This is a genomic window from Streptomyces inhibens, from assembly GCF_022221585.1.
Classification (GTDB): domain Bacteria; phylum Actinomycetota; class Actinomycetes; order Streptomycetales; family Streptomycetaceae; genus Streptomyces; species Streptomyces inhibens.
This window is the reverse complement of the sequence record NZ_CP084681.1, coordinates 964,185-976,371: the sequence shown is the minus strand read 5'-3', so window position 1 is coordinate 976,371 and position 12,187 is coordinate 964,185. Positions and strand designations below refer to the sequence as shown.

Here is a 12,187-nt window from a genome sequence, read left to right as displayed (position 1 = left end):
GAACCCGCTGTGCGCCCTCTGCCGTGCCGAGGGCGAGGCCGCTCGATAGAGGGGCGCCCTGAGCCGGCTACCAGGAGGGCGCGCGCCATGAGGAGCGGAAGCTCACGAACGCCCGAGGACAGCCTCAGCATCTCCCGAGCCTGCTGTTGCGCGACAGCTGAACAGCGCCACCGCAAGCGGCGCGGTCAGGAGGCGTTCTTCGGGAGCGCCGCGACCGCCTCGTCCACCGTCTTCTTCCACAACGCGGTGATCGGGTCGGACACCGCGATTCCCGGCGCGGGAGCGCCGATCTGGCGCGCGGTGAACCTGCTGGCGGGGTAGCCGGGGTTGGCGCTGGCGGTCAGGCTCGTAACGTGCCGAGCCGCTCCGGTCGTCGGTGCGCAGCGCCGCATACAGGCGTCTCTTGGCGCCGAGTTGGTGGGGGCCGCTCTGCATGGGCGGCACCGGCTCCGCAGAGCCGTCCAGGCCGGCGAAGGTCACGGTGGGGAAGCGTCGATCGTGCAGGCGGTGTGGCTCTTGCTGGTAACGGTGACGAGGACGACGCTGCTCGCGATCGACGGCAGTGCGTGCGCTTCGTAGCCGAGCGTCGCCTTGGCGCCGGCGCTCGTGGCGGCCGTGGAGCCGGCCTCGGCGTGGGCGGTCGCAGCCGTCGCGGCGAGCAGGAGCGAAGAGGCGAGGACTTCGATTCCCCCCAGGTCCCACGGGGCGGAGCAGTGAGCCCAGAGTGGCGGAACGACCGCACGGTTGCCGACCCTGCTGGTGGTTACTCGGAGTCATTGCCAATGCTTGAAAGGAAAGGGGCCCGAGTGTGGTGTGTCCCGGGGCCTACTTGCCCCAGATCTTCCGGTACGCCGCGCGGTAGCCAGGTGGGTCCCACGATGTGAGCCCGCCGCTGTTGGCGGCCGTGGCGATGTGTACGGGGGCGATGTATCCGCTGGCGGGTCTGCCGGAGAAGGCGCGGTTGAATTCGTCGATGATCTGCCAGCCCTGTTGGGAGAGTGGTTCGGGGACGGTGGCTGTCTGGAACTGTTTGCTGTTGATGCGTTGGAAGGCGGAGGGGTCGCCGTCGCCCGCGCCGATGTTGTAGGGGGCGGCGCCGCCCTTTTTGCGGGCCGCGCGCAGGGCCGGGGCGGCGTCGGCGAAGTAGACGTCGTTGATGGCGACGGAGTGTGTCCAGCTGTCCGGGAAGCGGGAGAGGAGTGAGGAGACTTCCTGGGGGGTCCGGCTGCTCGTGTCCGAGATCGGGATGAAGTCATCTACCAGACTGCCCTGACCTGGTCATATACGTCCGGACGGCCTCCTGGCCTGCGCATACGCGTCTTTCAGGGGCTTTCAGCTTCAGGCCGCGTTACGTAGCCGATTCTCCCCATGCACTCCCCAGGCGGCTTCGTTCTCCCCAGATTCTCCCCAGGGGCAGCGCTCGCTGGGGAGCTCGGTGATGGCTTAGAGGAGCTAACAGAATGCTTGGACGCGTCGATAGGTGATGACGCAGCAGGCCAGTTTGAGGAATGCTTCGTGGACGTCGTCGCGGATCTCCCAGCGGATCCGCAGCCTGCGAAAACCGTGAATCCAGGCGTTGGTGCGCTCCACCGCCCAGCGGACGGTGCCGAGCCCGGAGCCGTGCGGCACGCCTCGTCGGGCGATGACCGGTTTGATCCCGCGCTTCCACAGCAGACGGCGGTACTTGTCGAAGTCGTAACCGCGGTCGGCATACAGCCGCCGGGGCCGGTGGCGAGGTCTGCCGGTGCGGCCCCTGATGTGCGGTATCGCGTCGAGCAGGGGGAGTAACTGGGTGACATCATGCCGGTTGCCACCCGTGAGCGTGATGGCCAGCGGGGTGCCGTGCGCGTCGGTGATCACATGGTGTTTCGAGCCCGGTCTGGCTCGGTCGACCGGACTCGGCCCCGTTTTGGGCCGCCCCGACGCGCCTGCCGATGCGAGCCGTCGATCACCGCCCGGGACCAGTCAAGCTTCTCCGCCTGGTGCAACTCGGTCAGCAGCACCTGGTGGAGCCGGTCCCATACGCCAGCTTCGTTCCAGTCCCGCAGCCGGCGCCAGCACGTCATCCCCGACCCGAACCCGAGCTCCTGTGGCAGCCACTCCCATTGGATGCCGGTATGCAGCACGAACAGGATCCCCTGCAGGCACCGGCGGTCATCCAGCGGCAGACGCCCCGCATTGCGAGATCTGCGCTCACGGACCGGCAATAGAGGCTCGAACCTCGCCCACAAGTCATCCCTCACCAGCCACGGCGGGCCCTTCCCCTTCCCCATGACATGCCCAACGAGCCACCAGGAAGCGAGACATGGCGACACAGAAGCTTTCTGTTAGCTCCTCTTAAGGGGGTCGATGCGCCAGCTACTCACCGTACTTGCTCGGGGTCGAGGACGGAGGCCCCAGTTAGAAGTCTGCCGAACTGGCTGACGGGCGGGCACAACCTGTGATGCTCAACGGGCGGCGGGGCGCAGGAGGCCGGCTATGCGGACGTCCAGAGTGGCGGCGCGCAGGTCGACAGGGGCCAGAAGGTGTTCGGCGAGGTCGACGGACAGTGAGGTCATGCCGACCGCGAAGGTTTGGCACGATCCAGGTGGGAGGCGCGCCGCCGCGTTGGCGGCCGCCGAAGAGGGGCCTGACGAGCAGATGCATGAATGCGTTGAGCGGCAAGGCACGGAGATACATTTTCGGCTTCCATTGGCACCAGGTTGGCGGCGGTGTTGTGGGTGTAGCGGGTTGGCCAGCCTCTTTGCAGCTCAGAGGTGGTACAGGTCGGATTGGTGCATGTGTCGCCACCTGTCACCACCTCTGGCAGGGTCCATGCTGACTCAATGCTGACTTTGTTCGGATGCCGAGAATGAACTCGCTCATGGAGCGGTGGGTGCAGACCTGCCGGCGTGAACTGCTGGACCGGACCTTGATCTGGAACCAGCGGCACCTGCTCCACGCGCTGCGCGAGTTCGAGCAGTTCTACAACGCTCATCGGCCGCACCAGGGCATCGCGAATGCCCGTCCGCTGAATCCATTACCCACGCCGATCGCCGCTCCGGACCAGATCGCCAGCCTCAACATACGAAGACGCGAACGCCTCGGTGGCATCCTCCACGAGTACCGACATGCCGCATGACCTGCACGGATGAGGATTCCGGCAAGGACAGGGTCCGAGACGCGGACCACGGACGTGTTTCCCTCAGGCGAGCAGGAAGTCGAACTTCTCGTCCTCCGATCCGAGCGCCCGGGCCACTGCATAGCGGGCACAGGCGGCCACTCGTTCGGAACATTCCGCCATCCACGACCTGTCGTAAATGGCGGAAGCGCATCAGGCGGTGTCGTAGACGTTGTGCTCGGCAAGTCGGACGCCGCCGGGAACACTGCGGTAGTCGACATCTTCGTCACCGTCTGACCAGCTCTGTGCGTATGGTTTCAACGACAGCGGCCTCTGCGCGAGGCGGGGGCGTGGTGTCAGGGCAGGCGGTGGTCGCCGAACCTCAGGCCGTGTTGGGCTTTCCCCAGTTGGCTCAGGGCCAAGTTCAGGCCCTTGGAGTTGTCCAGCTCGAGGCAGAGGTGGACGGCCTGCTGGTTGACGGGAACGGCTTCCACGTACTGCCGTGCATCCACCAGTGCACCGCCCAGCATGACGAGCGCCCAGCTTTCCTGAAGCCGGTCCCCCATCTCCTGGCAGACCAAGAGGCACCGCCGCAACACAGGAATGCACTCTTTGGCCCGGCTCCCCATTGCGAACAAGGAGCTGAGCTTGAACAGCACCCAGCGCGCGTGATCGAGGCTCCCTGCCGTGCTGTACAGGTCGGCGGCCCGCAGGCCGAAGGTGACGGCCTCCTCGAACCGGCCCACCTTCACGAGCGCCTCACCGGCGCCGAGCAACGCCATGCCCTGGGGATCCACCGCGCCAATCTCGCCGTACGCGGTGGCGGACCGCTGGTAGGCGTCGGCGGCGTCCTCGTACCGCTCCGTCTTCAGGAGCGTGTGACCGAGGTGGAGACGGGCGTTGCCCTCACTCTTGAGATCGCGGATTGCTTCGTAGACATCGGCGGCCTGACGCAGGACGACGATGCATTCCCTGAGGCGGCCCAGCGCCCGGTGGGCGTCGGAGAGGTGGAGTAGCGCGGCTGCTTGGAGGGAGGTTGAACCGAGCCGCTGCATGATGTCAGCGGCTCCCTCGTAGGCGGTGATGGCGTCCTCGTACCGTTCCTCGCCCAGGAGGAACGTGCCGAGGTTGTAGAGCGACTTGCCTTCGCCTCGCTCGTCGCCTGACTCCAGGTAGCAGTCGATGGCCCGCTGCGCGGTGGTGATGGCCTCCTTGCCCCGCCTCACCGACGACAGGGCGATGCTCAGGTTCTGCAGTGCGTTGGCCTCACCCCGCCGGTCGCCGTGCTCGCGATAGAGGGCCGCGGCCCGCGAACTGGCGGTGACGGCCTCCTCGTCCTGCTCATTGCTGTGCAGACCGATACCGAGGTGGTACCAGGCGAGAGCCTCGTGGGCGCCGTCACCGAGCTGCCGGTAGAGCTCGGCGGCCCGCCTGCTGGCTTCGACGGATTCCGCGTACCGGCCCACCTTGCCCAGATCGGTGCCGAGTTCGCCCGACGCGCCGGCTTCGCCGACGAGGTTGCCCGTGTCGCGGTATGCCGCAGCGGCCTCTCGGCGGGCGGTGATGGCCTCCTCGACCCGGTCCAGCTTCGCCAGCGCGGTTCCGAGGCACGTCCACACCGCCCCCTCACCGCCACGATCACCGGTCTCGCGCAGGAGGACGACGGTCTGCTCGCAGACGGTGACTGCCTGTTCGAAGCGGTCCAGGTACACGAGGGTGAGGCCCAACGCGAGGAGTACCTCGCCTTCGCTGCTGCGTTCGCCGGTCTCCCGGCAGCTCACGAGCGCCCGTTCGTAGACGGTGACGGCCTCGGCGTACCGTCCCGCCTTGAAGAGATGGGTACCCAGACCGTGCAGCACCGCGCATTCGCGCGAGCGCCTGCCCACCGTGCGGTAGAGGGCGGCGGCCTGCTCACAGGCGCTGACGGCCTCCCCGTACCGTTCCGCCTTCGCCAGGGCCCCGCTCCGGTTGGCCAGCGCGTCGGCTTCGCCGCTGTGGTCGCCAGTCTCACGGAAGAGAGCGGCGGCCTTCCCGCACGCCGTCGCGGCCTGGGCGAACCGGCCCGCCTCGGCGGCGGCATTACCCAGATTGATCAGTGACCGCGCCTCACCCTCGTGGTCGCCGGTCCCACCCAGGAGGACGGCGGCCTGCTGGGCGGCGGTGATGCCTTCCTCGAATCTCCGCAGCTGGATCAGGGCGGGGGCGAGCAGTTCGAACGCCCGGCCCTCCCCTCTGGGGTCGCCGATCCCGCGCCGGAGGGCCGCGGACTGTTCGAAGGCGGTCGCGGCCTCCTCGTACCGTTCCAGCCTGAACAGGGCGTCGCCCAGGTAGTCCAGGGAGTCGGCCTCGCTATCGGGGTTCCCCTTCTCGTGGTAGACGGCGGCGGCTTGCCGGAGAGGCGCGACACACTCCTCGAAACGGTCCAGCATGAACAGGGCATGGCCGAGGTTGTGTAGTGGCGCGCCCATGCGGCTTTCGCCGCTCTCTTCCAGGACGGCTACGGCGCGTCGGCTGACGGTGACGGTTTCCTCGTGCCGCTCCGCCGTCGTCAGCGCGTTGCCCTGATTGGTCAGCGCTCCGGCCTCAAGGCGCGGCTCACCCGTCTCCCGGTAGACGGCAGCGGCCCGCCCGGAGGCGTCGGCGGCCTCGTCGGGCCTGTCCCGGCCGGCCAGGGCCTTGCTGAGGTTGGTCAGCGCCGCGGCTTCCAGACTGCGGTCGCCGATCTCGTGGAAGAGCGTGGCGGCCCGCTCGCTGACGGTGACTCCCTCCTCGAACCGCCGCATATTCCCCAGTTTGCTGCCGAGGTTCAGGAGCAGTGTCGCCGCGCCATCCCGGTCGCCGGAGTCGAGGCGGACGGTGGTGGCCCGCTCGACAGCGGTCGTGGCTTCCTCCACTCGCCCCAGCTCGGCAAGGGTCATGCCGATATCGGCCAGCGACGTGGCGAGGTCGGAGAGGTCGGTGCCGGGGGTGGCCGTGTCCAGTCGGCGGTGCAGTTCCGTTGCCTCCTGCGTGGCCGCCCGGACCTGCTCCCGACGTTCCCTCTGAGGAAGGGACAGCCGATACATGACTTCCGCGTATTCGGGGAGGTCGATGGTGGGGTGAGCCACAGCCAACTGCTGGAACAGGTCGGCGGCCTCCTGGGTGGCGGCCAGTGCTTGTTCCTCACGGCCCAGGTCCCCCAGACACTTGCCGAGGGTGTTCAGCGAGTGGGCAAGATCGAGGCGGTGGGTACCCAACGCAGCCTCGGCCAGCTGCCGCTGGATCTCAACGGCCTCTTGGGCCGGAGCTAGCGCCTCTTCGTTGCGGTCCAGATCCGAGAGGAACGTGCTGAGGTTGCGCAGTGCGATGGCCAGGTCGGGCTGATGGGCCGTGGGGTTCGCGGCCGCCAGTTTCCGAAACAGGTCGGTGGCCTCCTGGACGACCACCAGGCCGTCCTCGGCACGGCCCACGCCGAGCAACGCGCGCCCGAGGTTGTTCAGCGTCCCGGCCAGGTGGTGGGACTCGGCGGCGGGGTTCGCCTCAGCCAGTTTCCGGAACAGCTCGGTGGCTTCTTGCGCGGCGGCCAAGCCCTCCTCCTCACGACCCGCATCGGTCAAGTGCATGCTGAGGTTGGCCAGCGATCCGGCGACGTCGCTCCGTTGAGGCGCTGGGGCGTCGGCGGCCAGTTGCCGCTCCTGACCGGCGGCCTCTTGGAGAGCGGCCAGCGCCTCTTCCCGGCGGCCATGCCTTGACAGCCTGTTGCCGAGGCTGGTGAGTGACCTCACCAGGTCGCTCTGGTAAGCGACGGGGTCCGCCTCGGCCAGCCGCCGGCTGATCGCCACGGACTCCTCGGAGAGGAAGAGCGCCTCCTCCGGGCGCCCCACGTCGGACAGCCGGTCGCCGAGGTTGGCCAGGGAGGTCGCCAAGCGGCTGAGGTTGCCGAGGCGATGGGGATGGTCGGGACGGTCCGGGGCGTCCTCGACGAGTTGCCGGTGCAGACGGACGGTCTCCTCGGCCGCGGCGACCGCTTCCTCCCGGCGACCGGCGTTGGCTCGGCGCCACGACAGGGTGCCGTACAGCCAGGCCCGCTCGCTGAGGTCGGTGGTGTCGGCCAGGCGGTGAGCGATCAGGACCTCCATGACCGCGAGGATGCCGATGTCCAGGTTGACGTCGCGGCCCGCGGGCAAGCGGGACTCGACGGCCTCCAGTACGGCCAGCAGCTCTGGGTCGATGGATCCGCCGTCCGGGCCGCCCATGTCTCCGAGGGAGGCCAGCGTGGTCAGAGCGGGGCTGCCAGCGGCGATCGCGAGGCCGGGATCGCTGCGCAACAGCGGGTACAGGACCTTCTCCCGGACATGGGTCCAGCGGCCGGCGGCGGACGCCAGAAAGGTCACCGCGCGCGGGGCGATGTCAGCCCGGAGATCCTCTTCAGCGGTCAGGCTGCGGGGAACATCGCTCGCCCACGGATCGGGTTCGTAGGAGGTGATGTCATGCCCGGGGGTGAGCAGGCCGAGGAAGTCCTCCGCGAGCCGGTCGGGATAGAGGGGTTCCAGGACCAGAGCCCGGTCGGCGGGCGGGTAGCAGAACCGGTGATCCTTCAGGAGATACCCGGAGTGTTCTGGAAGGTCCAGCGTCAACAGGGCTCGCTTCCCCGTGATGTGGTCGACCGCTCCGGTGAGTACGGCGGTGAACACGGTCTGAGCCATGACGTCGGGGTCGGTACGGTAGGTCTGCCCTTCTTTTCCGGCGTCGTAGAGCCGCTGCCACGCCAGGCGTTCACGGTCCAGCAGGTACGCCGACAGCTCATGCGGCTCGGTGAAGGACGGCTTCTTGCCCTGAGCGTGGGCGTCGACGGCGACCAGCGCGGCCATGTGCAGGTTCAGCGTCAGGCCGAAGTCCGGGAGATCGAGGGAGCCCGGCGGCTGGATGTCCGCGGTGTCCCCCAGGCCGTACAGGTCGGTGGCGCCGTAGCGGTCACGGGCGGCGGTGAACATCCGCAGCCGGTCCGCGGCCAGCGAGGGCAGGATCAGATCACCGGAGTCGGCTCGGCGTTCGCCGAGCTCGGCGCGCAGGGCGGCGAACCAGCGGACGGTGCGGCCGATCAGCAGGACACGTGTGGGGCTCTCCCGGTTGAGCACAGGGTGGGACAGCAGGCGTTCCAGTTCACTGTGCGCCCACCGGTCGGCGTAGTCGACGACGAGCAGCACTCCGGCCTCGGCGTCGGCTTGTGCGGCTTCGCCGACCGACGATGACGGGCCGACGGGGGCACCCCGGAATCCCGCCTGCAGGACCCGCCATCGCTCGCCCGCCGGCAGTTCTGGGCTCCGTGATCGTTCGGCGAACTCCGTGGCGAGCCGGGTCTTGCCCTGCCCGCCGGGAGCATGCAGCAGCAGGACCGACAGTCGCGCGCCGGGGGCGTCCCGCCATTGACGCAACCGCTCCAGTTCGGCTTCCCGGCCGATGAAGGGCACGACGTGGCTGCGGGCGTCCAGCAGACGGCTGGGCTGCTTCATCAGCCACGCTGATCTGGGAGCGGACGGGACGGGGAGTTTCTCGATGGCGTGCAGGCGCGTGCCATAGACGTTGACGACCGACGCCTTGCCCCCATGCCCCACGACGATCGCGCTGCCGTCGCCACCCGCCACGTTGTTGGCGCTCGGGCCCTGGCTTCCCGCCCGGCCGTCCGCCTCATGCTGCCCAGAGGCGTTCCCGGTCACGGCCGGTCACCCGCGGTTCCGGGAGCCTGACCGGGACGACCGCCAGCCCCATTGGTGACCGTCGCGCTGGCCCCATGGCCCACGGCGATCGCGCTGCCGTCCCCACTGCGCAGGTTGCCGACGGTGGGCCCGGACCCCGGTGCGTGGTTCGGCGTGATCTCCTGCGGGTCCGGCTCCAGGTCCAGCTGCCGTACATCGGCGCCCGGGACCCAGATCCAGGACTCCCCCCGGTGCTCCTTCTCCTCGACACTCACGCGCCGGAACTCGTTCGCCGGAATGCTGGTGTACGCCTCCTGTACGACATCGTGGAAGACGGTCGCCGACACCGCGACGGCCAGGCAGGCGTACGGCGCCCGAACCAGGGCGGTGCGCAGGGCCGCGCAGTCGAGGATGCGGCCGACCTCGACCGGAGCCCGGCCGACGAAGCCGTTGGCGCCCAGCGAGGCCGAGCCGAAGTGGACGGCCGCTCTCAGTCTGAGCCAGGGCCGCCGCCCCTGACCGAAGTTGAAGGCTCGCAGTCCGGCGTCGAGGGCGCGCATGAAGTCGTCGACCAAGGCCGGCTCGGAGGCATCCCCGGGCAGGACGGCGAACAACGAGTCCCCGCCCTCCTGCGTCACCCATTCCCCGCGGTCCAACTCGGCGGTGTCGGCTGCCTCGTTGAGCAACCGGACGATCGCTTCCTGGAACTGACGCTGCGTCTCCGCGTCGACGCCGCCGTATCCCTTCGCGTCGACCGCCAGCAACAGCCTGCGCCGGAACGCCCGTACGTCGCCCAGCTCGTCCACACCGTTCCCTACCATGACACCTCTCGGTACACGAACCTCGGAGGGGAGATTGGCGTATCTCTCAAATCCCCTTCAAAGGAGTTACTACACAGATCCCGCCGGGGAAACCGACGCCCGCCCGCTCCCCCGAAGGCGAGCGCCGGTACACAGCATTCGTACACCTTCATTCCGGTGTGAACCCCGTGAAAGTACAGGTTGCTGGGAAGTGCGACCGCTTCTGAAGTCCGGAGAACCTGCAGAAGTGACTGGTCCGGTGGGGGCCTTCGCCCGCTTACTGGACGGAGCTCGTGCTCGTCGACCGGAGGAGACTTCATGGCACCGACCAGGCAGGCAGCCGACAGCCGCCCCGCGCAGTACATGTTCACCGCGCTGCAGACGACCCACCAGCACGCGGACGCGAAGGCCGGGATCCTGGCGGCAGTGCAGGCGGCGCTGGTCGGCACGACGGGAGCGTGGATTCGACAGTCCGTGCTCGTCTGCGGGCAGGGCAGCGTGGCCGGGGCGTTTGCGGGGACGCTGCTGGCCCTGTTCGTCTGCGGTCTGGTCGGGGGCGCGGTGAGCCTGGCGGCGACACTGCGTCCCCGGATGCTGCGGGGCCCGGCCGGCAACCGGTACTGCTTCGTCCAGCTGGCGTCGGGCCCCGACATCCTGCCCGCCGACGCGCCGCCCGCTGACGGCGCGTACCCGGACGACGCCGCGGATCGCCGGGAGTTGTCGCACACCGTGCGGTTCCTCGCCCACGTCGCCGTACGCAAGTACCGCTGGTTGGCGGGCACGGTGGTGTGCACGGCCGTCATGGGTGTGAGCGCGGGACTCAGCGTGACCCTGCTGCCGGTGTTGATCTGACGTCGGCTCGACTACGGCTGCGGAGGTGACAGGTCCGCGAGCCTGGTGAGCCGGGGCAGGTCCAGGATGGTGGCAGTTCGGTAGCCGGTCTTCAGCAAGACGTCCTTGCGTAGTTCACTCAGCACCTTGTGGATGGTCGTCTCGGCGGCGCCGACCATCGTGGCCAGGTCCGGCTGCGTCAGCGAGCAGCCGATCTCCACTCCATCGGCCCGGTCGGCTCCGTAGCAGTCGGCGAGTTCCACCAACAGCCGGGCCAGCCGCACCTTCGCCGGATACCCGCGGAAGTCAAGCCGCCGCCGATTCGCCCAGCGCAGCCGGTTGGCGATGATCCCGGTCAGGGTTATGGAGATCTCGGGCCGGTTCAGCAGCAGCTCCCGCAGCACGTCGGCTGGCAATTTCCGGGCGGTCAGCGGGCCACAGGCGGTGACCGTCGCCGAGCGCGGTGCTCCGTCCATGGCCGCCATCTCGCCCACGGTGTCTCCACCGGCCCTGACCGCGAGGAGCGAGGTTTCACCGTTCTCCACGGTCGCCGTGACCTTGACGGACCCGGACAGCAACAGCAGTACGTGTCGGTCGTCCCACCCCTCTCTCAGCAGCACGTCACCCGCATTGAACCGGGCCTCGGTACCCAGGCCGAGCAGTTCCATCCGCGCCGGGAGCGACAGCACCCCCAGCAGACTGCGCGCGGGCCACTCCTCGGACCCGATGGGAACATCCACGGGCATCCCCCTGTCTCCGTATGCCTGCAGGCGTGGCTGCCGAGCCGCGCTCCCCTTCCCGTACTGTTGGAGAGGGGCTGCAGCCGCCCACCACAGGACATCATCGTGCAGCCTTCCGCGGAAGCGGTTCCACTGGGTCGATGTGCTTCAGGTCGCGCCCGTGGTGCGCCCACCTGCCGATTGAGTCATCCGTCAGACGAGGGCGCGTCGGCGTCGCAGTCGGCGGCCGACAGCCTGCCCGACATACGAGTTGCGAACAGCTACCCGGACGACGTCCGCGGCATCGATGGAGCCAGCACCGGCTTGTGGACCCACTCCGCTTATTGGGATTCCCCAGAAGTCGCCGCAGCCATCGGCCGTGCGATGCGGGCCGACACCGCACCTGCCGATGCGGCGGCCAGGCCCGACGGCAGTCCGGCCGTAGGGTCGTGAGACATGCCAGGGTCTGGTAGCGCTCCACACGTCAGAAGGAGATCAATGCGCAGCCGTTGTCTGCGGACCGGTGTCCTGGTGTCCGCCGCGGCCGCCAGCCTGCTGACCCTCGGCCTCGCGACCAGTGCTCAGGCGTCACCCGGCGACGTACGCCAGAGCGAGGTGAGCCGGGCCAAGGCTGCCTGCCCGGTCGACCATGTGTGCTTCTTCCCCGAGCCGAACTTCGGCGGGACCCCGGTGAACGAAAACCTGGTGAACATGCCGATATGCGGAGCGACCCCGAACATCGCGAAGTCGGTCGTCAACCATACCGCCGAGGTCTACTCGTTCTACGACTGAGGGATGCGGTGGCGGGAAGGTGACGCTCAGCCCGGGCCAGGAAAACCCCAACCTCACCGCGGTGAGCTGGCGCTGAGGGCGATACCCCTTCGTGGCTAACGGGCCGGCCCCGTACGAGCGGTCCGACGCGAAGCACACGAAAAAGGAGCAGGGGTCCCGCGACCAGCGCTGGTCGCGGGACCCCTCGCTGCGAACCGTACGGGGCGAGGCCCCCCTTGCCAGGCAGTGTCCGGCGGGTCGTGTGACTGAGTTGCGCCTGTGTCGTTCCGA

Annotated in this window: 8 protein-coding genes and 1 pseudogene; 3 read left to right on the top strand and 6 right to left on the bottom strand. The window is 68.7% G+C overall.

Translation table 11 applies throughout. From position 1 onward, the window contains the following. Positions 1 to 185 precede the first annotated feature (185 nt). The 3 genes and pseudogenes from KI385_RS04655 to KI385_RS04645 form a co-directional block, all read right to left on the bottom strand. Positions 186 to 392: a hypothetical protein gene (locus KI385_RS04655; RefSeq protein WP_238570953.1), complete on the bottom strand. Its 207-nt coding sequence runs from the start codon at positions 390 to 392 to the stop codon at positions 186 to 188. Positions 393 to 825: 433 nt separating this feature from the next. Next, positions 826 to 1,248: pseudogene (locus KI385_RS04650) on the bottom strand (type 1 periplasmic-binding domain-containing protein); the annotation flags it as partial. A gap of 204 nt (positions 1,249 to 1,452) precedes the next feature. Beyond that, positions 1,453 to 2,273, bottom strand: a protein-coding gene (locus tag KI385_RS04645; RefSeq protein WP_238570952.1) for an IS5 family transposase whose coding sequence is annotated in 2 segments (ribosomal slippage) — positions 1,453 to 1,913 and positions 1,913 to 2,273 — 822 coding nt in all. Because the reading frame shifts where the segments join, the coding sequence is not laid out codon by codon here. 578 nt (positions 2,274 to 2,851) lie between these two features. Here KI385_RS04645 and KI385_RS04640 point away from each other — a divergent pair. Continuing rightward, the gene (locus KI385_RS04640; RefSeq protein ID WP_238570951.1) at positions 2,852 to 3,121 is read left to right on the top strand and encodes a transposase; all 270 of its coding nucleotides are present in this window, start codon (positions 2,852 to 2,854) and stop codon (positions 3,119 to 3,121) included. 335 nt (positions 3,122 to 3,456) lie between these two features. On the opposite strand, the gene KI385_RS04635 is transcribed toward KI385_RS04640, so the two are convergent. Both KI385_RS04635 and KI385_RS04630 read right to left on the bottom strand, forming a co-directional pair. Beyond that, positions 3,457 to 8,796 (bottom strand): tetratricopeptide repeat protein, encoded by a 5,340-nt coding sequence (locus KI385_RS04635; RefSeq protein ID WP_238570950.1) that lies wholly within the window; start codon positions 8,794 to 8,796, stop codon positions 3,457 to 3,459. Further along, positions 8,793 to 9,596, bottom strand: a complete 804-nt coding sequence (locus tag KI385_RS04630) for a hypothetical protein (protein ID WP_238570949.1) — start codon at positions 9,594 to 9,596, stop codon at positions 8,793 to 8,795. Before KI385_RS04630 ends, KI385_RS04635 begins: the two co-directional genes overlap by 4 nt. 297 nt (positions 9,597 to 9,893) lie before the next feature. Between KI385_RS04630 and KI385_RS04625 the strand changes: the two genes are divergently transcribed. Then, complete coding sequence (locus KI385_RS04625) at positions 9,894 to 10,427, top strand: Pycsar system effector family protein (protein WP_238570948.1); 534 nt, start codon at positions 9,894 to 9,896, stop codon at positions 10,425 to 10,427. An 11-nt stretch (positions 10,428 to 10,438) separates the two neighbouring features. Here the strand turns inward: KI385_RS04625 and KI385_RS04620 are convergent, their stop codons facing one another. Further along, entirely contained in the window at positions 10,439 to 11,146 is a 708-nt protein-coding gene (locus KI385_RS04620; RefSeq protein WP_238570947.1) for a Crp/Fnr family transcriptional regulator, read from the bottom strand. Positions 11,147 to 11,623: 477 nt separating this feature from the next. Between KI385_RS04620 and KI385_RS04615 the strand changes: the two genes are divergently transcribed. Further along, positions 11,624 to 11,917, top strand: a complete 294-nt coding sequence (locus tag KI385_RS04615; protein WP_238570946.1) for a peptidase inhibitor family I36 protein — start codon at positions 11,624 to 11,626, stop codon at positions 11,915 to 11,917. Positions 11,918 to 12,187 lie beyond the last annotated feature (270 nt).